Source organism: Streptomyces sp. NPDC006691, from assembly GCF_042869955.1.
Taxonomy (GTDB): domain Bacteria; phylum Actinomycetota; class Actinomycetes; order Streptomycetales; family Streptomycetaceae; genus Streptomyces.
The window spans coordinates 664,435-685,243 of the sequence record NZ_JBIAGW010000002.1 but is presented as its reverse complement, the minus strand read 5'-3'; the positions used below and the strand labels follow the sequence as shown (position 1 = coordinate 685,243).

Annotated in this window: 17 protein-coding genes and 1 tRNA gene; 4 read left to right on the top strand and 14 right to left on the bottom strand. The window is 71.5% G+C overall.

From position 1 onward, the window contains the following. Positions 1 to 10: 10 nt before the first annotated feature. The gene (locus tag ACFYNP_RS06490) at positions 11 to 610 is read right to left on the bottom strand and encodes a TetR/AcrR family transcriptional regulator (protein ID WP_388404617.1); all 600 of its coding nucleotides are present in this window, start codon (positions 608 to 610) and stop codon (positions 11 to 13) included. Between the two features lie 187 nt (positions 611 to 797). Between ACFYNP_RS06490 and ACFYNP_RS06485 the strand changes: the two genes are divergently transcribed. Together ACFYNP_RS06485 and ACFYNP_RS06480 are read left to right on the top strand one after the other, a co-directional pair. Next, positions 798 to 1,712 carry a phosphatase PAP2 family protein gene (locus tag ACFYNP_RS06485; RefSeq protein WP_388783177.1) on the top strand — a complete coding sequence of 305 codons (915 nt, stop codon included), beginning with the start codon at positions 798 to 800 and terminating at the stop codon, positions 1,710 to 1,712. After that, on the top strand, positions 1,709 to 2,623 hold the full coding sequence (locus ACFYNP_RS06480) for a DMT family transporter (RefSeq protein WP_388783174.1): 915 nt from the start codon (positions 1,709 to 1,711) through the stop codon (positions 2,621 to 2,623). Before ACFYNP_RS06485 ends, ACFYNP_RS06480 begins: the two co-directional genes overlap by 4 nt. 13 nt (positions 2,624 to 2,636) lie before the next feature. Here ACFYNP_RS06480 and ACFYNP_RS06475 read toward each other — a convergent pair whose 3' ends face one another. From ACFYNP_RS06475 to ACFYNP_RS06460, 4 genes are all read right to left on the bottom strand, one after another. Then, a complete protein-coding gene (locus ACFYNP_RS06475; protein WP_388783172.1) occupies positions 2,637 to 3,623 on the bottom strand; it encodes an MDR family oxidoreductase in 987 nt (328 codons plus the stop codon). Positions 3,624 to 3,792: 169 nt separating this feature from the next. Continuing rightward, positions 3,793 to 5,985, bottom strand: a complete 2,193-nt coding sequence (locus ACFYNP_RS06470; RefSeq protein WP_388783320.1) for a TIM-barrel domain-containing protein — start codon at positions 5,983 to 5,985, stop codon at positions 3,793 to 3,795. A 1,104-nt stretch (positions 5,986 to 7,089) separates the two neighbouring features. Then, complete coding sequence (locus tag ACFYNP_RS06465; RefSeq protein WP_388783170.1) at positions 7,090 to 7,992, bottom strand: hypothetical protein; 903 nt, start codon at positions 7,990 to 7,992, stop codon at positions 7,090 to 7,092. Positions 7,993 to 8,212: 220 nt separating this feature from the next. After that, entirely contained in the window at positions 8,213 to 8,824 is a 612-nt protein-coding gene (locus ACFYNP_RS06460) for a class I SAM-dependent methyltransferase (protein ID WP_388783168.1), read from the bottom strand. A gap of 85 nt (positions 8,825 to 8,909) precedes the next feature. Between ACFYNP_RS06460 and ACFYNP_RS06455 the strand changes: the two genes are divergently transcribed. After that, on the top strand, positions 8,910 to 9,599 hold the full coding sequence (locus tag ACFYNP_RS06455) for a TetR/AcrR family transcriptional regulator (protein WP_388404600.1): 690 nt from the start codon (positions 8,910 to 8,912) through the stop codon (positions 9,597 to 9,599). 142 nt (positions 9,600 to 9,741) lie between these two features. On the opposite strand, the gene ACFYNP_RS06450 is transcribed toward ACFYNP_RS06455, so the two are convergent. The 6 genes from ACFYNP_RS06450 to ACFYNP_RS06425 all read right to left on the bottom strand — a co-directional run bounded on the left by ACFYNP_RS06450 (position 9,742) and on the right by ACFYNP_RS06425 (position 16,657). Beyond that, on the bottom strand, positions 9,742 to 11,352 hold the full coding sequence (locus tag ACFYNP_RS06450; protein ID WP_388783164.1) for an FAD-dependent oxidoreductase: 1,611 nt from the start codon (positions 11,350 to 11,352) through the stop codon (positions 9,742 to 9,744). Positions 11,353 to 11,436: 84 nt separating this feature from the next. Next, positions 11,437 to 12,405 carry a diiron oxygenase gene (locus ACFYNP_RS06445; RefSeq protein WP_388783161.1) on the bottom strand — a complete coding sequence of 323 codons (969 nt, stop codon included), beginning with the start codon at positions 12,403 to 12,405 and terminating at the stop codon, positions 11,437 to 11,439. A 31-nt stretch (positions 12,406 to 12,436) separates the two neighbouring features. Beyond that, positions 12,437 to 13,954, bottom strand: a complete 1,518-nt coding sequence (locus ACFYNP_RS06440; RefSeq protein ID WP_388783159.1) for a flavin-containing monooxygenase — start codon at positions 13,952 to 13,954, stop codon at positions 12,437 to 12,439. Between the two features lie 914 nt (positions 13,955 to 14,868). Beyond that, positions 14,869 to 14,942 (bottom strand) — tRNA-Pro (locus ACFYNP_RS06435). Between the two features lie 105 nt (positions 14,943 to 15,047). Continuing rightward, positions 15,048 to 15,395, bottom strand: a complete 348-nt coding sequence (locus ACFYNP_RS06430; RefSeq protein ID WP_388783156.1) for an MmcQ/YjbR family DNA-binding protein — start codon at positions 15,393 to 15,395, stop codon at positions 15,048 to 15,050. Positions 15,396 to 15,475: 80 nt separating this feature from the next. After that, positions 15,476 to 16,657, bottom strand: coding sequence for a Gfo/Idh/MocA family protein (locus ACFYNP_RS06425; RefSeq protein ID WP_388404587.1), 1,182 nt, complete (start codon positions 16,655 to 16,657; stop codon positions 15,476 to 15,478). A 1,375-nt stretch (positions 16,658 to 18,032) separates the two neighbouring features. Between ACFYNP_RS06425 and ACFYNP_RS06420 the strand changes: the two genes are divergently transcribed. After that, the gene (locus ACFYNP_RS06420) at positions 18,033 to 19,238 is read left to right on the top strand and encodes an acyl-CoA dehydrogenase family protein (protein ID WP_388404584.1); all 1,206 of its coding nucleotides are present in this window, start codon (positions 18,033 to 18,035) and stop codon (positions 19,236 to 19,238) included. Between the two features lie 31 nt (positions 19,239 to 19,269). On the opposite strand, the gene ACFYNP_RS06415 is transcribed toward ACFYNP_RS06420, so the two are convergent. From ACFYNP_RS06415 to ACFYNP_RS06405, 3 genes are read right to left on the bottom strand one after another with little or no spacing between them, the layout of a single operon-like run. Continuing rightward, a complete protein-coding gene (locus ACFYNP_RS06415; protein ID WP_100575406.1) occupies positions 19,270 to 19,839 on the bottom strand; it encodes a GAF domain-containing protein in 570 nt (189 codons plus the stop codon). Between the two features lie 2 nt (positions 19,840 to 19,841). After that, a complete protein-coding gene (locus tag ACFYNP_RS06410) occupies positions 19,842 to 20,459 on the bottom strand; it encodes an ATP/GTP-binding protein (RefSeq protein WP_388404581.1) in 618 nt (205 codons plus the stop codon). Beyond that, complete coding sequence (locus tag ACFYNP_RS06405; protein ID WP_388404578.1) at positions 20,437 to 20,808, bottom strand: DUF742 domain-containing protein; 372 nt, start codon at positions 20,806 to 20,808, stop codon at positions 20,437 to 20,439. Before ACFYNP_RS06405 ends, ACFYNP_RS06410 begins: the two co-directional genes overlap by 23 nt. Position 20,809 lies beyond the last annotated feature (1 nt).

The following is a 20,809-nucleotide window of genomic DNA, read 5'->3' as shown; positions in this document are numbered from 1 at the left end:
CGGCGGGGCCTCAGCCGATCCGCAGAGCCGGCAGAACGACGGACTCGATCAGACCGAGCACCGTGTCCTCGCCGTGGAAGCGGTCCTCGAAGAGCCGCTCCACCCGCAGCATGCCCATGACCAGCGGGGCGACGTAGCCGAGCGCGGGGTTGTCCGCCGCGACCTCACCGCGTTCGACGCCGCGCCGGAGCATCGCGTCGAGGGCCGCGATCTCGGGGTTCAGCACGGTCTCCCGGAGGGCCTCGCGCAGATCCGGGTGCTTGATGTAGGCCTGCCCGACGGCTTCCATGAGCGCCTTGTCGTGCCCTTCGCGCCGGCCCACCGCACGGGCCGCCTCCCGCAGGTCCCCGGCGAGCGAGCCGGTGTCGATGCCGGAGAAGAACGAGCAGCGGTTCCGGCCGAGCGCCGCCGTGACGAGGAGCGGCTTGTTCTTCCACTGCCGGTAGAGGGTGGCCTTGCCGCACTTGGTGCGCGCGGCCACGCCCTCCATGGTCACGGAGTCGTAGCCGCCCTCTCTGAGCAGGTCGAGCACCGCGTCGTACAGCTCCAGCTCACGCTCGGGGCTGATCTTGCTGCGGCGGGCAGCGGCCGTGGCGGCCTGCGTCGACATCGTTCCCTCCGGAGACGAACAAGGGGCACGGAAAACAAGGGGCACTCCTGCACGTACGAGAGTAGGCTCCGCTCAATCGAGACGCAAACGTATCGAGACGTTTGCGTCTCGATGAGTTTCGATCTAGCCTTCCTACGTTTGCTTGTGTTTTTTCGTCGTATCAATCCAAGTTCAAAGGGGCCGGAGCATGTTTGCCGGTATAACCACGGGGGCGCGTCGCGAGACTCGTCCCGCCGGACCGGAGACGACCGCTTCCCGGCCGCCCCTGGTGCGCGAGCTGCTGCTCGTGACCGCGCTCTTCCTCGTGTACAAGTTCGGCCGTCAGCTGGCGAACGGGCACGAGGCGAGGGCGTTCGACAACGCCGATCGCGTATGGAGCTGGGAGCGCGCGCTGCACCTGCCCGGCGAGGGCTCGGTCCAGCATCTGCTGCTGCACGGCGACGACCTCGTGAAGGTCGCCAACACCTTCTACGCGACCGTGCACTTCCCGGCCACCGTGGCCTTCCTGGTCTATCTGTACCTGCGCCGCCCGGGTCACTACCTGTGGTCGCGCCGGGTACTCGCCGGGCTCACCGCGGCGGCCCTGGTGCTGCACATCACGGTTCCGCTGGCCCCGCCGCGCATGCTCACCACGGCCGGACTCGTCGACACCGCACAGGTCTACGGGCCCTCCGTGTACGCGGCGACGCCCGACACGGACACGATGGCGAACCAGTTCGCGGCGATGCCCTCGCTGCACTTCGGCTGGGCGCTGATGGTCGCGATCGGCCTGATCATGGCGACGCGGAGCCGCTGGCGGTGGCTGTGGCTGCTGCACCCGCTGCTCACCCTGCTCGTGGTCGTCGGCACCGCGAACCACTACTGGCTGGACGCGATCGTGGCCACGGCACTCCTGGGTGCGGTCCTGTACTTCGTGCCCGCGCCGCAGCGGCTCACACAGTTGCCTGCGGCACCCAAGGGGGCCGTCCGTCGGCCGTCCGTGCCGCAGCGCGCGTCCGCGACGCCTCCGCTCCCGCGGCCCGCGCCCGAGCAGCAGGCACCCCTACCGTCCGCGGTTTCCGCGCGCACCCCCGCGCCCCAGCTCTCCGAGGCCGTGCGATGAACCAGTCCGCGCTGCTCGCCATCCTGCTCTCGCTCGCCTCGGCCGCCGGCTACGCACTGGCCGCCGTCGGCCAGTCCCGGCTCGCCGCCCGGAGCGGCGACGGCATGGGGCAGTTGCTCACCCGGCCACTGTGGTGGTGGGCGGTCGGCCTCAACGCGGCCGGCGCCCTCCTGCACGTGGCCGCGCTGCACTACGGCCCGCTCACCCTGGTCCAGCCGCTCGGCGCCCTCACCCTGGTCGCCGCGCTGCCGCTCTCCGCGTACTACGCGCGGCGCCGGGTCACCCGGCGCGAGTGGCGCGGCGCGGCCTGGACGCTGGCCGGGCTCACCGGCCTCATCGCCGTCACGGGACCGGCGAGCCCCGGCGACGCGCTGAGCCTGAGCGAGGCCCTCGCCATCGCCGCGGCCACCGCGCTGCTGCTCGCCTTCCTGGTTCGGGCCGGGGCGCACTCGTCCCGCGGCACCGGCCTCGGCCACGCCACCGCGTCCGGCATCGCCTCCGGTGTGGCGTCCGCGCTGACCCAGACGGTCACCGCTTCGCTGTCCCGCGCGCTGCCCGGTGGCCCGCTCCCCTGGTGGGGCACCTCCTTGGTCGCCGTGCTGGTGGCGACCTTCGCCGTCGGCGGCCTCCTGCTCTCACAGGCGGCCTACCGCGGCGGTCTCGCCGCGCCCCTCGCCGTGGTGAACATCGCCAACCCGGCGGCGGCCGCGGTCATCGGAGTGGCACTGCTCGGCGAGAGCTTCCACGGCGGTCCGCTGGGCTGGCTGACCGCGGCCGCGTCGGCGGCCGTCGCGGCCCGCGGCGTCATCATGCTGACCGGCGCCACCCCCGCGGACCTCCCGGCCCCGCTGCCCACGGTCCTGCCCACCGAACTGCCGACCCCGGAGCCCGCGGTCCGCATCACGGCCTGAGGGGCGGCCCCCGTCAGGCGTTGACGTCGACCACGGTCCGGCCGCGTACCTGCCCCGCGAGGATGCGCTCGGCGACACCCGGCACCTCGTCCAGACCGATGAGCGTGGTCATCTTCTCCAGGCGCGTCAGGTCGAGGTCGCGGGCGAGGCGCTCGTAGGCGCGGACTCGGCGGTCCATCGGGGCCTGTACGGAGTCGATGCCGGCCAGCGTCACCCCGCGCAGGATGAACGGCAGGACCGTGCCGGGCAGATCGGGCCCCTGGGCGAGTCCGCAGCTGGTGACCGTGCCGCCGTAGCGGGTGCCCGCGAGGACGTTGACCAGGGTGTGGCTGCCCACCGAGTCGACCGCTCCGGCCCAGCGCTCCTTGCCGAGCGGGCGGCCGGGCGCGGAGAGTTCGGCGCGGTCGATGATCTCGGCCGCGCCGAGGTCGCGCAGGTAGTCGGCCTCGGCGGGCCGTCCCGTGGAGGCGAGCACCCGGTATCCCAGCTTGGCGAGCAGCGTCACGGCGACCGAGCCGACACCGCCCGCGGCCCCGGTGACCAGTACGTCGCCATGGTCGGGGGTGAGGCCCGCGTCCTCAAGGGCGAGCACGCTGAGCATGGCCGTGTACCCGGCGGTGCCGATCGCGGCTGCCTGCCGCGTGGTGAGCGCGGCGGGCAGCGGGACCAGCCAGTCACCGCTGACCCGGGCCTTCTGCGCGAAGCCGCCGTCGTGCCCCTCCCCCACGCCGTACCCGTTGAGCACCACCTTGTCGCCGGGCGCGAACGAGGCGTGCGTGGACGATTCGACGGTGCCCGCGAAGTCGATGCCCGGCACGAGCGGATACGTCCGCACGATGCCCTTGCCGTGGGCGAGTGCCAGCCCGTCCTTGTAGTTGACCGTCGAGTAGTCCACGGCGACGGTCACATCGCCCTCATGGAGGTCGTGCTCCTCCAGGGTGACGGTGTCCGCCCGGTGGCCCTGCTCGTCCTTCGTCACACGGATGGCGCGGAATGACATCGAATCCCTCTCCTGACGGTCGGGTGCTGATCAACCGTACGTCCCGGCCGTACGCCTCAGGCGTACGGCCCAGTCGTACGTCGATCTTGCCCGAGCCCCCCGCGTGCATGCGGAGGGGCCGCACCGGACGGCTCACGGCACGGCCCCCGACCCGGTGGCGGGTGTCAGGTCACGCGATCTCGACGGCGAAGCCGTGCCCGGTGGACCGCGGCGGTGTCTTCACCTCGGTCACTCCGGTCGCGGGATCGAAGTACCAGCCGCTGCCCGCCATGGCCAGCTGCGCCGCCGAACCACACCGCTGCAACCGCTTCCCGCCGAGCGCGACGATGCCGGGGGCCGCCTGGGTGTGGACGGTGAACCGGTACGACCGAGAGGCGGGCTTTCCTTGGTAACTGCCCACGCTGGCACCGACGTTGATGACCGAGGCCCGCCCTGCGGAGGTTACCTGGACCCGCTGGGTGGCCGAGGCGCCCTTGGCGAACTGGCGGGTGACGCCGTCGTCCTCGTACAGCGTGTAGGAGGAACTGCCCCGCTGCGGATAGACGTCGTAGTCCAGCTCGCCCTTGTCCCTGGTCTCCCAGGACGTGGTGCCCTTGGGCCACATCGGCACGATGGAGCCGCCCTTCACGAACAGGGGCAGGGTGTCGAGCGGCGCCGCGTAGTGGTCGATCGTCGTGGGGCCCTGGTAGGTCCTGCCGGTCCAGTAGTCGGTCCAGGTGCCCTTGGGCAGGTAGATGCCGTCGCGGACAGTGGTGTCGCTGTAGACGGGCGCGACGAGGAAGTCCGGTCCGGCCAGGAACTCGTACTTGGCTTTCGCGCCAAGGGTGTTGGGGTCGTCCGGGTACTCCAGGGAGAGCGGGCGGACCGCACCGACGCCGGTCTTCGTGGCGTCCTTGGAGAGCCCGTACATGTACGGGATGAGCCGCTCCTTCAGTTGGAGGTACTTCCGGTTGATGGAGGCATACGGTTCGCCGTCGAGCCAGGGCTGCTGATCGGCGGCCTTGCCGGTGCCGAGGTCCTTGGCCCAGCCGTCCATCGTCATGATGGCGGGCAGGAACGCCTTCCATTGCAGGTCCCGGGTGTACATCTTCGGGTCGTGGCCGAAGATGCTGCCCACGTCGCCCGTGTTGTACGCGATGCCGGAGAGGGTGGCGCCCGCGTACGTGGGGATCTGCCAGCGCAGATAGTCCCAGCTGAGCTTCTGGTCGCCGCTCCACAGGACGCCGCAGCGCTGGGCGCCGGACCACGAGACGGGCAGCCACACGAAGCCGCGTGCGTCGCTGTTGTCCTCGATGCCGGCCTTCGCCTGGTCGCAGGCGTTCAGGGCGAAGCCGTAACCGTTGCCGACCCAGGCGACGTCCAGTTTCGCCACCCGCTGCCCCGCCTTGACCTGCTCCGCGAGCTTGTCGAGACCGTCCTGGGTCCACAGGCCGAGCTGCGCGTTGTGCGCCTGGAGGCCCTTGCCGGTCTCGGCGAGGTTCTCGTAGCCGCAGCCGTAGCCGTCGTTGACGAGCATCCAGCCGAGCGGCATCTGGTTCCGGGTGTACCCGTCGGCGACCTTGAGCGCGTCCAGGGTGTGGCGCTCGCCCCGGTTGGCGTTGTGCAAGTAGCAGTCGGAGTCGCCCGGTTCGAGCCCGTAGACCGGTGGCATGAACGGCTTGCCCACCAACGAGGTGTACTTGCCGATGACCGACTTCACGTCACCGGTGAAGTAGTAGGCGTCCAGGCGCCGTTCCTGCTGCCCGGTGCGCACGCGCGGACCGAAGTCGTACACGCCCGGCGTGAAGGTGTTGCGGAACACCCCGTACCCCGCCGAGGAGATGTAGAAGGGCTGGGAGTTGTTCCAGCCGCCCTCGTTCCAGTTGGTGTTGTTGCCGACGTTCATGACCTGATCGCGGTGCGAGAAGCTGCCGTTCTGTTCGCCGCCGCCGAAGAACTGCTCGTCTGCGCCGCGCGTCAGGCTCTGCCGCATGCCGCCGGAGGTCCAGCGCAGCGGGTCGGCCTCGGACCAGATCACGGTCCTGTTGTCGCCCTTGTAGAGCGCGAAACGGAGCGGCTTCTTGTAGACGCGCAGGACGACGTCCTTGCTGTGGATGCCGTAATAGGCGCCGGCGTCGAAGGAGTTGGTGTTCCTCTGCGGCTTCGGCTGGGTCTGGATCATATGGCTGCCCGGCGGTTCGGTGAACGTCCCGTCCGGCGCGGCGCGCAGCCGCATCGTGTCGTCGGCGAGGAAGTCCACCCGGGCCCTGAGCGGCCCGGCGGCGATGTCGTACGTACCGTCCTCGCCGCCGAAGGAGGTGAGGTTCCCGGCGTCGGCCGGCTCGGGCAGATACGCGGTGCCGGTGAACGAGTTGTGGTGCACGTCGTAGGGGACGACCACCACGTGGTACGTCCCCGACGCCTTCGGGATGACGGTGGCCTCGGGGTCGGCGGTGCCCGCGCTGGAGGCGACCTGCTTGCCTGCGTCGTCGTAGACGTACAGGTCGAAGTCGTCGGTGGGGGTCGCCCACTGGACGGAGACGGGCACACCGCCCTCCGGGTTGTCGTCCCACTGCCCGGCCGGCGGCTTCACGGTCAGGTCGAAGCGGGCACAGACCGCCCCCTCCGGATCCTGCGCGGGTGGCGGGCACTTGTCGGGCGAGTCGGCGGTGCCCTTCTCGTAGACCGGGCTCTGCCAGGTCAGGGCCTTGGTTCCGCTGTCCAGGGTGCCACCGGGCGGCGTCGCGTCCTCGGCGTGGGCCGCCGGAACCGTGAGGGCGGTGAGGGCGAGCGCCAGCACCGAGAAGACGGCGACGGCGGGTCGCCGGGGCGGGCGAGAGCCGCGCCAGAAGGGCCGCGAGGGGTTCCGCGAAGGGGTCCGCAAGGTTTCGTTCTCCGTTCGTACCGAGCAACAGCCGGGCGCGGCGTGCGCGTTCATGCTTGGAACAGTGGAGTTTCGAGCATCAAGATTCACCGTGAGGCGGGTACATGTCAACGGTTGAGGCGCGAGGGGTGGGCAGCGCTGGTGCGGGGTGGGGGGGGTTGGGGTGTGAACGGTGGTTATGTGCGGCGGGGTCGGTACGGGCACGCTGGGGCCGGCCGCCCCGAGCGCGACGGGACGGCTGCGCCCGCCCGCCCGAGAGGCAGCGGCCCCGGGGGCGGGCGCGCCTCCCGGGGCCGCACGGAGGGAAGGCCACCCGCGCGCCCCTCGGCGAGGGCGTGACGGGGCGGCAGGGCGGCAGGGCGGCAGGGCGGCAGGGCGGCAGGGCGGCAGGGCGGCAGGGCGGCAGGGCGAGGCTCGCGGGTCCCACTCCCACTGCGGGGGGCGGAACCGGGTCCCCGTACGCCAGGTGAGGAGTGTCCGACGAACGGCTCGACTCCGCTCCCCTGCCTCGCCACCCCATCAGGGACGTACCGGAGAGCCCCCCGCCGTGCACGGCACCCTCCTCCGGAAGGTGGCCGGTGGACCCCATGGCCGCGCGGGCCGCTACGGCAGGACGAACCAGTCCATGCCGAACGCCGCCGCCAGACCCACCACGAGCAGCCAAGAACCAAGCCGCGTACGCCCGTTGCGGCTCAGCTCGATCACTACGCCGCAGAGGATGAGAGCAAGCCCGTACACGCCGACCACCAGCACGGAGGAACGGGTGGCAAGCCGCACCACGAGGATCACGCCCATGGCCGCCATGAGCACACCGGCGGCCACCATGCGGACCCGCCGGGCCATCCAGGGCGCCATGCCCCGCCGCGCCTCGACCTCGGCCCCATCCCCGCCCCCGTCAGCCGCGTCCGCGTCCGCGTCCGCGAAGTCTCCTGTCCCCTGCGGAAGTTGAGCGGACCCGACCTGCTCCGGGCGACGGGAGCCTGACGGGTCAGCCGATGGGGAGATGCCAGGGGTCTCGGCGAGTTCGGGGCGCGGGCGTGAAGCCGCATCGGCCTCGGGAGGGCCGGTGTGCTCGACGGACGCGGGCTCCGCACGCGTGGCGGGCTCGGCAGAGGCGGGCTCGGCAGCAGCGTCGCCGTCGACGGACGCGGGCTCGGATTCTTCGGGGGTGACCGCCACGACGGACCCGGCGTTCGCGCCGTCGCCGCCGGCCTCGGGGAGCTCGGCCGCACCGGCCGGTTCCGCCGGCCCGCCTTCCGGGCCCCCGGCCTCGGCGCGCTCGGTGGCTTCGGCGGCCGACGGCCCCTCGGCGCGTCCGGCGCTCTCCACAGCCCCGGCACCCGCATCCGCACCTCTCGGATCCCCGTCCGCAGTGGCACCCCGCTCCCCCGAGGGCCGCTTCGAGGCCTTCGAGGCCTGGCCCGGTACCGTCGCCTCCGCCGTGTGCGGCGCTCCGCGCTCTTCCGGCGCCGCGCCCACCGCTTGTTCCTGATCCGAGGTGCTCATGAGCCCGGATCGTAATCGCTCCGGCGTTGCGGCATGTCACCCGTGCCGGTGCCGCAGTCCGACCTCCCCCCGAGCCCCCTCACAGGCCGTCACCGGACAGGCACACCCCGAACTCCGGGGCAGCGCACGGGCGGTGAACAGCGCGGGTGAGCGTGCTCGGTGCCGGCTCCCCCACCCCGCTACCGCCCGCGGGCACGGCGGGCATCGCGGGCATGGCGGGTCAGCGGTCGTGGCGATGCACGCTGACGGCGTAGCCACCGCCGTCGTAGGGAGCCGCGTCCCAGGTGGCGAAACGGGCAACGGGGGTGAGACCGGCGGCGGCACAATGGGCGTCGTACTCGGCCGCCGTCAGGCTCGGCGGCACGGGCAGGTGGGCGGCATCGAGGCCGAATCCCGCGACCAGCAGGCCGCCCGGGCGCAGGGCCGCCGTCAGCTGCTCGACCACCGCGGCCTCGGTGCCCGGCGTGACCAGCGGCAGGACGTTCCCGGCGGCGACGACGAGGTCGAAGTCCGCCACGACACCGAGCGCAGCCGGATCGAACTCCGCCAAATCGGCCTGGAACCAAGGCAGTCGAGGCGCCCGTTCCCTCGCCACGTCCAGCATCGAGGCGTCCAGGTCGACGCCGACGCAGTCGTACCCGAGCTCGGCGAGCCGGATCATGACCCGCCCGGTGCCGCACCCGGCGTCGAGGACCCGGGCGCCCGGCGGTACCAGGGCCGCGCAGAACGCCGCCTCGCCGTGTACGTCCCCGCCACCGCGGGCCAGCGCCTCGAAACGCGCGGCGTACTCGGCTCCGGACGTTCCACCGGTCAGTTCCTGCCATCGACTCATGAGGCCGACTGTAGATCGTCGCGAGCGCTCCGGCCGCCGCCCCTGGACCCGCGGGCGTCCTGACCCGGTCCGATATCCTGACCGGGTGGCGGACAGAACCGGCGGAGAGCCGCAGATCGACGGACGCTCCACCCGGTGGGACGAGCACAAGGCGCAGCGCCAGGTCGACTTGGTGGACGCGGCCGTCGCGCTCATCGAGGAGGAGGGCGCGCGCTTTCGGGTGCAGCGGCTCGCCGAGCGGGTGGGGCTGCCGCGATCGGTGCTGTACCGGCATTTCAAGGACCGCGCCCATCTGGACGAGTTGATCCGCCGACGGGTGGTGGATTCGTTCCTGCGACGGATGGAGCCCACCCTCACCTTCGAGGGGACCGTCGAGGACGCCGTGCACCGGGTGGTCGGCGCGCACCTGGACTGGGTCTCCCAACACCCGCGCCTGTACGCCTACATGGGCGTCGCGGAGCATGCGATGGGTGACGGCTCGCTGGTGGCGGACACCAAGACGGCCATCGCCCTGATGCTGAGCGAACGGTTCGGGGACGTGCTCAAAGCGCTCGGGGTGCCACAGGCGCCGATCCGCTCCGTCGCGATCGGCATCGTGGGTTTCGTGGACACGGCGGTCAACCAGTGGGTGCACGACGACCGGCGTGAGCAGTCCGAGGAGGAGTTGCGTGCGATGCTGTGCCGCTCGGTCTGGGCGGTCCTCGACGCGACGCTGCGCGACCTGGGCGTGGAACTGTCGCCGCAGCAGCGCGTGGCGGATCTGGAGCGGCGCTGACCGTGTTCCGGCGCCGCCGGTGAGCCCACACCCGTGACCCCGCACCGCCGTGACCCCGCACCGCGACGGCTTCGCGCCGGCGGAGCCGCGCGCCACCGGAGCCCCCGCACCGCCGGTGAGCGTGTGGCCGCCCGGGCCGCCGTCAGCCGCGTACCGCCGGAACCGCTCGCGCTGCCGCGCGGTGCAGGGACTCGGTGTCCGTGAGCTTGACGCGGGGGCGCCCCTGCGCCTCGCCCGTCGCGCGCTCGACGCGGTCGATCGCCCGCCAGGCCGCGAGGCCGAGGGCGTTGCCCGCCGTACCCACCGTGGACACCGGCCGGGCGAGGTGGCCGGCGGCGAAGTCGTCCAGGAGGGACTGGACCGTCTCGTGGGCACAGGTCTTGTTCGTGCCGATGAAACCGGTCGGACCCCGCTTGATCCAGCCCGCGACGTAGACGCCGGGCTCGACCCGCCCGGACTCGTGCGGGACCGTCGCGGTGTCCTCGTCGAAGGGCAGGCCGGGGACGGGACGGGCCCGGTAGCCGACGGAGCGCAGCACGAGGCCGGTCTCCAGCGTCCGGGTGTCGCCGACGGGCCGGGCCCGGACGGTTCCGTCGTCGTCGGTGCCGAGCGTGGTGTCGGTGACCTCCAGGCCGCGTACCGAGTCGTCCCCGACGATCCGCACCGGTGCGGTGAGGAAGCGCAGCACGATGCGGCGGCGGCCCTCGACCGGCGCCCGGCCGGCCAGTTCCGACAGGAGCCGTGTCTTCTCGGTGGCGTCGGAGGCCAGACCCTCGGGCCAGCCCTCGACACGCACGTCCACGTCCTTGAGGGCTCCGAGCGCGAGGAGTTCGGGCACGGTGAACGCGGCCTGCGCGGGTCCGCGTCGGCCGAGGAGGACGACCTCACGGACCTTGCTGCCGCGCAGCGCGGCGAGCGCGCGGTCGGAGATGTCGGTACGCGCCAGGGCGTCGGGGTCGGCGGTGAGGATGCGGGCGATGTCCAGGGCGACGTTGCCGTTGCCGATGACGACCGCGCGTTCGCAGCCGAGGCCGTGGTCGTCGTGCGCGCGGTCGGGGTGACCGTTGTACCAGGCGACGAAGTCCGTCGCGGAGACGCTGCCGGGCAGGTCCTCGCCCTCGATGCCGAGGCGCTTGTCGGTCGCGGCGCCGACCGCGTAGATGACCGCGTGGTGCTCGCGCAGCAGATCGGCGTGGGTGACGTCGGCGCCGACCTCGACCCCGAGACGGTAGCTGAAGGCCGCCTGCGACTCGATGGCCCCGAACAGCTCGGTGACCCGCTTGGTGTCCTGGTGGTCCGGCGCGACGCCGGCTCGCGCGAGACCGTACGGGGTGGGCAGCCGGTCGTAGACGGTGACGCGCACGCCCGGGTGCCGCAGCAGTTCATCGGCGGCGAACAGTCCGGCCGGGCCGGCGCCGACGACCGCGACGGTCAACTCCCCTTCGGGAAGCCGCTGTTGGCGCGGCACCACATACATGGGGGCGCGATCGGCGTGCGCGTTCTCCTTGTAGTAGGAGGCGTTCAGCTCCAGGAACGGCAACTCCGCCTCGCCGAGCGCCGTATGGGGCTTGAGCGCGTCCACCGGGCAGGCCGTCGTGCAGGCACCGCAGTCCACACACGTACGCGGATCGACGTACAGCATCTCCGTGGTCCCGAAGCCGGGCTCGCCCGGCGCGGGGTGGATGCAGTTGACCGGGCAGGCCAGCACGCAGGAGGCGTCGGCGCAGCAGGATCGGGTGACGACGTACGGCACGGCGGGCTGGTCTCCGTTCGGGCATGCGAGGCAGGCGGCTCGCGGCGAAAGACGCGAAAGGCGCGAAAGGCGGTGCGCGGGGCTTCAGTCGATGAGCGGGGCGGGCTCGCCGCGGAAGCGGGCGGGGCGGCCGTCGATGCGCAGGGCCCGCCACAGCGGGCGGGACGCCTTGTTCATCAGGCCGACGTCCTCGGCGAGCATCCGTACGTCGGAGAAGAGCTCGTGCAGCAGCTTGCGGCCGGCCTCGGACTTCCAGAAGACGTCCTTGACCACCCAGGCCGGGATGCCGACCCGTTCGGCGGACTTCCGGTCGGGGATCATGATGACGTCGCACAGGCCGCGCATGATCAGCGGGAAGAGCAGGGACAGGGCGCCACGGCGGGCCCTGCCGAAGCGCGGGACGCGCAGCCGCAGGAACTCGTGCGCGAAGGAGATGTGGCGAGCCTCCTCCGCTATGTGGATCTGCATGATCCGCTGGGGCAGCGGATGCACCGGCTCCCCGCTGCGCAGGGCGGCCTTCTGCAAGTGGTCGATGGGCTCCTCGCCGGCCAGGATGCCGGTGAAGAACGCCTCCGGGTAGAGGGAACCGAACAGCGGCAGGACCCGGCTGAGCTGGCGGAACCAGCGCGCTCCGCCGGCGGTGTCCACGCCGGTGCGGTTGACCAGTTCCTGGAACATCTGGGTGTGGTGGGTCTCTTCGGTGATCTCGTGGGTGAGATACCTGAACTCCTGGTCCTGGTTCCCCAGTTGGTAGACGTAGTCCAGCGCCCCGCGCATGAGCAGGTTCTCGAACTGCATGCCCACCTTGGCGATGACCGCCCAGCGCCAGATCCCGATCCGGATCCGCGTCTCCAGCGGCTGCTCCTGGTACCAGGGGTGGGCGCCGAGCGCGTCCGCCGAGGTGAGGACCCAGCGCGGATCGCCCGGGTCCACGGCGAACTCGGGGTCGTCCCACTTGATGTCGGTGAAGGCGTTGAAGTGGACGTTGACGGAGCCCTCGGACAGGGTCCGCAGGCGCTCGTCGTAGGCCTTCCTGGTCAGGTGCGCGGTCATCTTCGTCCTCGCTTGTCTGGTGGGCCGCCGGTCAGGCGGCGCGGGTCGGTTCCTGGGCGCCGGCCGCGCTGTCCGCGACGGGCGGGCCGGCCTGCTCGAAGCGCAGCGCCGCGTCCTCGATGGGGGCGCCGCTCAGCATGGCGCGGTCGCGGTAGTAGTTGTTCCACAGCCGCCACGGGTCGCGGGTGCCCTGGCGCGGCATCGCCTTGTCGGCCCGCTCGATGTAGCCGGAGGTCAGCGCCTCGCCCATGACGGAGAACTCCGAGCGGTCGGCTGCGCCGGCCACCGGGGTGGCGATGTCGTGCCCGTGGCGCCGCATGTGCGCGAGGAGGCGGGCGGTGTAGTCGGCCGCCAGGTCGGCCTTCAGGGTCCAGGAGGCGTTGGTGTAGCCGATGACGAGGGACATGTTGGGCACGCCTTCGAGCAGAACGGCCTTGTAGAGCACCCGGTTCGTCACGTCGACCGGGCGGCCGTCGACGGTGAGCGCCATGCCGCCCAGGAGCCGGACGCTCAGTCCGGTGGCGGTGACGACGATGTCCGCCTTCAGCTCCCGGCCGGACTTCAACCGGATGCCGTCGGCGGTGAACGTGTCGATGTGGTCGGTGGCGATGGCCGCCCTGCCGCTCTTGAGCACCTTGAACAGGTCGCCGCCGGGGACGACGCACAGCCGCTGGTCCCAGGGCTTGTAGCGCGGGCTGAAGTGGCGCATGTCGACGCCCTTGCCGGCCCGGGCCCGCACGAGGCCGAGCAGGACCTTGCGGGCGAGCCGCGGGTACTTTCGGCAGAAGGCGTAACTCCCGCGCTGGAGCGCGATGTTGCGGGTCCGGGCGATCTTGTGGGTCAGCCGGGCCGGTGCGTGCAGCTTCTGGAGCACGGAGGTGACCGGGTCGACCTCGGGCAGGGCGAGGATGTACGTGGGCGAGCGCTGGAGCATGGTGACGCTCGCGGCGTCGTCGGCCATCGCGGGCAGCAGCGTGATGGCGGTGGCGCCGGAGCCGATGACGACCACGTGCTTGCCCGTGTGGTCGAGGTCCTCGGGCCAGTGCTGGGGGTGGACGAGCGCGCCCCGGTAGTCCGCCTCGCCGGGGAACTCCGGGCGGTAGGGCTCGTCGTAGTCGTAGTAGCCGGTCGCGCCGACGAGGTAGCCCGCACTGTACGACTCGCGCTCGCCGGTGGGCTCGTCCACGACCTCGACCGCCCACCGGCCGTCGGCGTGCGAGAAGTCGGCGCCGACCGCTCGACGGCCGAAGCGAATGCGCTCCAGCACCCCCGCGTCGGCCGCGGCGTCCTCCACGTACTGCCGGATGTCCGCGCCGCCGGCGAGGATGCGCGCCTGACGCCACGGGCGGAAGCCGAACCCGAAGGTGGCCATGTCGGAGTCGGAGCGGATGCCGGGATACCGGAACAGGTCCCAGGTGCCCCCGACCCGGGCGCGCCGCTCCAGTACGACGACCGAGGCGCCGGGATTGGCCCGCAGGACGTGGCGCGCGGCGCTGATGCCGGATATCCCGGCTCCGATGACCAGGACGTCGACGTGCTGCTGCTCCATCGCGGAGACCCTCGCTCTCGCTCGTGGACGCCCGGGCGGGACAGCGGCGGAGTACCGCTGCCGCTCAAGGCGCTGACGCTTGCTCAGGCTCGTGGCGACGCCCATGCGCATACTCGCAATTTACCTGCGACACGGCGTTTCAGATACCGCCGGTAACGTGATGTGGGCCACGTCGGAGCGGCCTCAGGGCGCGACGAAGTCCCTGTCGCCCGCGTCGGCGGGGCCCTTCCCCTGCGGCCGTCCGGCGCCCGGCCCGGCGGAGCCCATCTCATGCGCCGATGAAGGGAGTTGACAGTCCGACCTGTTCTGGGGCGCGGGGTGCCGGCCCCGCCCCTCAGGCACGGAAGCGAGGCAGCCCCGCCCCTCAGGCACGGAAGCGGGGCGGCCCCCGCCGACCCGGTCCAGGACGCCGCGGGCGCAACGGCGTTCGCGGCGGACGACGGCTCCACCGGTTCCGGTCACGCTTGCCCCGAGCGCACTCGAAATCCATAGCGTCCGTGGCACGCCTGCGCCACCAGGGTCTCGCCGGCGTCCCGGCACCACGAAGCCGCACCGCCTGAAGGAGAACCTGGGCGCACCTGACGTCGAGCTGACAGCCGGTGACCTGCGTCGGATCGAAGAGGCCGCCGCCGGCATCCAGATCCAGGGCGAACGTGCCCCCGAACAGGTGCGGTCACGGTTCGGCCGCTGAACCACGCGCGGCTTCCCGGGACGGCCGCGGCAGGCCGCTCCGGTCGCGGACACGCGCGAGGACCACGCTCACGTCCGCGTCGAGCGGCGCCGGGGGCCGGGCCCGAAGAGGCGGATCCCCGCCACACGCTCTGGTCCCCGGATGGCCCCCGATCGAGCCCCGAAACGGTCAGGGCCGGTGTCGGATGTCTCCGATACCGGCCCTGATCTGCGACTCTTTCGAGTCGGGACGACAGGATTTGAACCTGCGACCCCTTGACCCCCAGTCAAGTGCGCTACCAAGCTGCGCCACGTCCCGATGCCCGTCTGACCTGGGGTTTCCCCCGGCCGTTCGTGCATGAGAACAATACCGCACTTCCCCGGGTGGTCACGAACCCCTTTCCCGCCACGCCCCGGCGGCTGCCTACGCCCCCGGCGTCGGGTGGGCGTCCACAAGCCTGCGGGGAGCGGCCTGGCGCCACGAGTCGATCAGGATCGCGGACAGCTCGTCGTCACCGGTGAGGGCGGCGAGCCGCACCCGCAGCCACGCGTAGTGGTCGTCGTGCCCCTCCCGCAGGAAGAACTTGTCGGGCTCGGCCGCGATCAGCTCGTCCCGGTCCTCCTTCGGGCATTTCACGCCCATCCAGGCGTCGTCACCCAGCGAGGCGAAGATCTTGCCCGCGACCCGAAAGGTGGGCTTGCCCCAGGCGAGCTTCTCCGTCGCCCCGGGAAGCCCGAGCGCGATGCGGCGTACGTCTTCGGCGGTGGCCATGGGGAAACCGTACGCCGCACCCCGGCGGCGTGCCGGGGAACCCGGCCCCCAGGTCCCTGCCCCGCCCCTGCCCCGGCGGACTACCGCTGGCCCCGCTCGAAGTACGCCGCGAGGTCGGGGTCGAGCCCGGGCACCTGGCGCGGGACGCCCCCGTTCCGTAGCGAGGCCGTCGCTTCGCAGCCCGCCGCGACCGCCATGCGGGCGGCGACCGGCGAGGTGTCGGTGAGGCCCCCGTCGCGCACGAAGCGCAGGAACTCGTCGATGATCAGCGGGTCCGCCCCGGCGTGCCCGTCGTCGTCCTGGGCATCGGGGATGGCGTACGTCTCGTCGGGTTCGGCGCGGTACTCGGAGCGCCGGGTGTTCCAGACCTTCACCTGGCCGCCGGGGCCGTCGCCGAAGTTCTCCAGACGGCCCGCGTCACCGATGACCGTGTAGTTGCGCCAGTAGTCCGGGGTGAAGTGACACTGCTGGTAGGAGGCGAGGACACCGTTGTCGAGGCGCATGTTGAGCAGCGAGACGTCCTCGATGTCGATCACCGGGTTGAGCGCGCGCTGGGTGTGCGGCGGCCAGTGGCCGTCCTCGGTGTACCAGTCGTCGGTCTTGGGTTCGCCGGGTGCCCGGCGGTGGGGGTTGTCGCCGTACACCATCAGATCGCCCATGGCCTGGACGTCGCGCGCGTAGCCGCCGGACAGCCAGTGCACCACGTCGATGTCGTGCGCGGCCTTCTGGAGCAGAAGGCCGGTGGTGTAGCGGCGCTCGGCGTGCCAGTCCTTGAAGTACCAGTCACCGCCGTATCCCACGAAGTGGCGCACCCACACCGTCTTGACCGTGCCGATGGTTCCGCGGGCGATCAGGTCGCGCATCATCCGCACCACGGGCATGTGGCGCATGTTGTGGCCCACGTAGAGGCGCGTCCCTGACTCGCGCGCCGTACGCAGGATCTCGTCGCAGCGCTCGACCGTGATGTCCAGGGGCTTCTCGACGAAGACCGGCTTCCCGGCGAGCAGCGCGGCGCGGGTGAGGTCGGCGTGGGTGTGGTCGGGGGTGAGGACGAGTACGGCGTCGAGGCCGGCCGCGTCGATGACCTCGCGGTGGTCGGCCAGGACGAGCGCGCCGGGGAAGGCGGCGGCCGCGGCCGCGCGGGCCAGGGGGTCGGGGTCGGCGACGGCGGCGACGACGGAACCGCGGCCGGGGCGGTGTGCGGTGCGCGCGATGCTGCCGCGCATCCCGTATCCCATGACGCCGATACGGAGGTCGGTCATGTCAACTTCCTTCCCGTCAGGCTGTGTTGCCGCGAACGGCGGGCGCCGGATCACGGATCACGGATCACGGATCACGGATCACGGATCACGGATCACGGATCACCAGGATGCTCGGGCGGCGGCCGGGCGCGCGACGCACCGGCCGACGAGCGGTCCCGGCCGTCCCCGAGCCCGCCGCACGACTGCTGCGCGAAGCGGGCGAGGACGGCCGTTGCATCGTCGCAGCCGACGAACGGACCCCACCGAGCGGCCCCACCTGAGCCGCGCCCCCACGCACCGGCACCCCCACGCCCAGGGCTCGGCCCCGCCCCGCTCCCCTCCCGCGCCCTGGCCGGATTCCTCACCACTTCCCCACACCCCATCCCACCGCCTCACCCCGCGACCCGGCGCAAGCCCCACGCCCACCGCCCGTATCGCCCCTGCGGGCCTGGCCGGTTTCCGTCGACGCCGGTCCGGGCGGGGACGGCATCCCATCGGGGCCGAACGCCAGGCGGGAAATTCCGCATCGCGCGCTCCCATGAGCGCCCCGCACCCCTTCGACGCACTGTTCACGCCACCTCGCACTCCAACGCGCCCTCGCCCGGCGCAACCGACACCGCGAGGAAATGGCCCCGGCACCCCTTGCCAAGGGCGTCGACTCCCGCGCACCGGTCGGTAGTTGCTGATCACGAGGGGAGCCGACGGCGCTCCTCATCCGCCGCACCGGCCGGCCGCACCGGGTGACGCCTCGCGCCCGGCCGCCCCGAGTGGGACGCTCCGCCACCGGGCCAATGCGTTCCGAACACAGTGATCTTCATCGAGAAGCTCCAGGTCAGCGACGCGCGAGTGGGCACCGCACGGATTCCGGTCGCGACCGGCCGACGCCCCCTCCCCCGGCCCCGCCCACCGCCAGGCCCGTCGGGCCCGCCACCCGACGCCACCCCAGGCGGCGGAAAGTGCTGGTCGGCGGGGTGGCGCGGGGTGCGCGCCATCACCCACACGCGTGAAACCACGACACATTTCGTCGAAGTCGAAGCCGAATCGGTTCTGCACCTGTCCTCAGATGTCATGACCGTGCCCATCTGATTCCGCTTCCTGGCCCTCAGTGCCACTTGCTCACGAAACCTTTGCCGTTGTCATGTGGCAGAAAGTTGTGTGAAGGGGATGCAATCGACTGGGACCGAACAGGCCGGGGCACACACAACACATCGCCACCCAAACGTCAACTCGCCTTTTTCTGGCCATAGTTGGCAGAGGAGGCGCACGAGACGAAGGCACACGGAGCGAAGGCGCTTCACAGTACGAGGAGGCCGGCCTCTTCGGGACGGGACCACTGCCGATGCACCACCTGCCGGGGCCACCCGGGGCAGGCGTTTCGCGGAGGAGGGCTCGCGGGATGGACGGATACTTCAACAGCCGACTGCACCAGCAACTCAGGGAAGACGTCCGGCACTTCGCGGAACGTGAGGTACGGCCGCGGATAGCCGAGATGGAGGCGGCCCGCACCGTCCAGCACGAGCTGTCGCGGCTCATCGCGCGGCAGGGCTGGATAGGGGCCACCGTCAGCCCCGCGTACGGCGGGATGGGCGTGGGACACCTCGGCAAGACCATCATCATCGAGGAGCTGTCCCGGGTGAGCGGCGCGATGGGGGCCATGGTGCAGGCCTCCCAGCTCGGCGTCGCCAAGATCGTGCACTTCGGGAACGAGCAGCAGAAGAGGCACTGGCTGCCCGCCGTCGCCGCGGGCGCGTGTCTGCCGACGATCGCGGTCACCGAACCCGAGTCGGGCGGTCATGTCCTGGGTATGGCCGCGAGCGCGGTCCGCGATGGTGACGATTACGTACTCAATGGCCGAAAAGTGTATGTGGGCAATAGCCATGTGGGCGATCTCCATGGTGTGGTCCTGCGCACCGGACCGGGCTCCAGGGGCCTCTCGGCCTTCCTCGTCGAGTCCGACCGCCCCGGCTTCTCGCTGGGCGAGCACCGCGAGGCGATGGGGCTGCACGGCTTCAGCTTCGGCGAGGTCCGCTTCGACAACTGCCGTGTCCCGGCGGCCAATCGGCTGGGCGAGGAGGGGGACGGTCTGGCCGTCGCGTACTCCTCCAGCGTCCTGTACGGGCGGGCCAACCTCACCGCCGTGTCGCTCGGCATCCATCAGGCGATCCTTGAAGAGACCACCAGGTTCTGCGCGGAACGGATCCGCTACGGCAAGCCGTTGCACGAACTCCCCAACATCAAAATCAAGTTGGGACAGTTGCAGTCCCGGGTGATGACGGCCCGGCTCGTCGCCTACCATGCGGTCCAGCTGCTCGATCAGGGGCTGCCGTGCGACGCCGAGCTCATGAACGCCAAGGTCGTCAACGTGGAGTCGGCGCTCGACTCCGCGCGAAATGCCATGGAGATCCATGCGGCGGCCGGTCTGTTCACCGACCGCCCCATCGAGCGGTATCTGCGCGACGCCCACCACATCTTCGCCCCGGCCGGCACCTCCGACGTACAGCTCCTGCGGCTGGCCGAGGTGGCACTCGGCACCGCGAAGGGCCAGTGGTCGCAGCAGCTCTCCGATCTGCTGCGCATGCAGGAACTGGCCACGGCCCACTGACGGCGGACGGCGGACGGCTCGCGAGGACGGCTCAGAACCGGCCGTCCTCGCGCCGGTGGATCTGCTCGATCAGCTCCGCCGCCATCGACTTGATCGTCTCAAGACCGGCCCTGCCCCAGGGCCGGGGTTCGGTGTCCACCACGCAGATCGTGCCGAGTGCGATGCCGGTACGGTCGATGAGCGGCGCCCCGAGGTAGGAGCGGATGCCGATCTCGTCCACCACCGGGTTGCCCGCGAACCGCGGGTAGTCGCACACGTCCTCCAGGACGAGCGCCTTGCGGCGGACCACGACGTGCGGGCAGTAGCCGTGGTCGCGCGCCATGATCCGGCTGACCCCGCCGGAGACGGCCGCCGCGTTCAGGTCCGAGCCGTTGTGGGAGCCGTCGGGGGTGTGCAGGCCGGCGAAGAACTGCTGGTTCTCGTCGATGAAGTTGACCATCGAGAAGGGTGCTCCGGTCACCTCGGCGAGCTTGTGCGCGAACTCGTCGAAGGCCGGGTCGGGCCGCTCCCCCATGCCCAGCTGGCGCAGCCGCTGGACGCGGACCGGTGCCTCGCGGTCGACGGGGGTGAGGAGCAGATGTCCGGTCGGGTCGTACGTCATTGTCAGGCTCCAGGGCTGGTGGCTGCCGGGATGGTGGCGAGCAGGTGCTGGACCAGGGTGACCAGCGTGCGGATGCCGGAGCTGCCGATGCGGGCGTCGCAGAGCACGACGGGGACCTCGGGCTTGAGGTCTATGGCCGCCCGCACTTCCTCCGGGTCGTAGCGGTAGGAGCCGTCGAACTCGTTGACGGCGACGAGGAATCCGATGCCCCGCCGCTCGAAGAAGTCGACGGCGGAGAAGCATTCGTCGAGCCGCCGGGTGTCCGCGAGGATCACCGCGCCGAGCGCTCCTTCGGACAGCTCGTCCCACATGAACCAGAAGCGTTCCTGTCCTGGCGTGCCGAACAGGTAGAGCACGTGGTGGTCGTCGAGCGTGATGCGGCCGAAGTCCATGGCGACCGTGGTGGTGGTCTTGGACTCGATCCCTTCGAGGCTGTCGTGGGCCGCGCTGACCGTGGTGAGGAGCTCTTCGGTGGAGAGCGGTTCGATCTCGCTGACCGCTCCGACGAAGGTCGTCTTGCCGACGCCGAACCCGCCCGCGACGAGGATCTTCAGCGCGGTCGGGAACAGGTCCCCGGCGTCCCTGGCGGGCAAGGTGTCAAAGCCGTCGTCGTAGGCCATCGAGCACTGCCTCCAGCAGAGATCGGTCAGTGGGTGTGTGGGAGAGGCGAGGGGCCCGTGCGGTCACCGCCCCGCAGTCCACCAGGTCGGACAGGAGCACCTTGGTGACGACGGCCGGCAGGCGTAGGTGTGCCGAGATCTCCGCCACCGAAGTGGGCCCCTTGCACAGGCCGAGTGCCTGCGAGTGCTCGGGACCCAGGTGCGTCTGGGGAATGGTGCCGGTGGCCATGACCTGGGAGAGGAGGTCCAGCGTCGCGCTCGGCCGGGTGCGGCCGTTGCTCACCGTGTAGGGCCGGATCAGCCGTCCGGCCGCGTCGTCGAGCCAGGGCCCGTCCTGCGGGGCCACCACG

Bases quoted from the DNA above. Each gene is read 5' to 3' on its own strand.
- ACFYNP_RS06445 (WP_388783161.1), bottom strand. From the start codon at position 12,405: ATGACCGCGCACCTGACCAGGAAGGCCTACGACGAGCGCCTGCGGACC.
- ACFYNP_RS06425 (WP_388404587.1), bottom strand. From the start codon at position 16,657: ATGACCGACCTCCGTATCGGCGTCATGGGATACGGGATGCGCGGCAGC.
- ACFYNP_RS06460 (WP_388783168.1), bottom strand. From the start codon at position 8,824: ATGAGTCGATGGCAGGAACTGACCGGTGGAACGTCCGGAGCCGAGTAC.
- ACFYNP_RS06440 (WP_388783159.1), bottom strand. From the start codon at position 13,954: ATGGAGCAGCAGCACGTCGACGTCCTGGTCATCGGAGCCGGGATATCC.
- ACFYNP_RS06490 (WP_388404617.1), bottom strand. From the start codon at position 610: ATGTCGACGCAGGCCGCCACGGCCGCTGCCCGCCGCAGCAAGATCAGC.
- ACFYNP_RS06410 (WP_388404581.1), bottom strand. From the start codon at position 20,459: ATGGCCTACGACGACGGCTTTGACACCTTGCCCGCCAGGGACGCCGGG.
- ACFYNP_RS06420 (WP_388404584.1), top strand. From the start codon at position 18,033: ATGGACGGATACTTCAACAGCCGACTGCACCAGCAACTCAGGGAAGAC.
- ACFYNP_RS06465 (WP_388783170.1), bottom strand. From the start codon at position 7,992: ATGAGCACCTCGGATCAGGAACAAGCGGTGGGCGCGGCGCCGGAAGAG.
- ACFYNP_RS06415 (WP_100575406.1), bottom strand. From the start codon at position 19,839: ATGACGTACGACCCGACCGGACATCTGCTCCTCACCCCCGTCGACCGC.
- ACFYNP_RS06475 (WP_388783172.1), bottom strand. From the start codon at position 3,623: ATGTCATTCCGCGCCATCCGTGTGACGAAGGACGAGCAGGGCCACCGG.
- ACFYNP_RS06480 (WP_388783174.1), top strand. From the start codon at position 1,709: ATGAACCAGTCCGCGCTGCTCGCCATCCTGCTCTCGCTCGCCTCGGCC.
- ACFYNP_RS06430 (WP_388783156.1), bottom strand. From the start codon at position 15,395: ATGGCCACCGCCGAAGACGTACGCCGCATCGCGCTCGGGCTTCCCGGG.
- ACFYNP_RS06485 (WP_388783177.1), top strand. From the start codon at position 798: ATGTTTGCCGGTATAACCACGGGGGCGCGTCGCGAGACTCGTCCCGCC.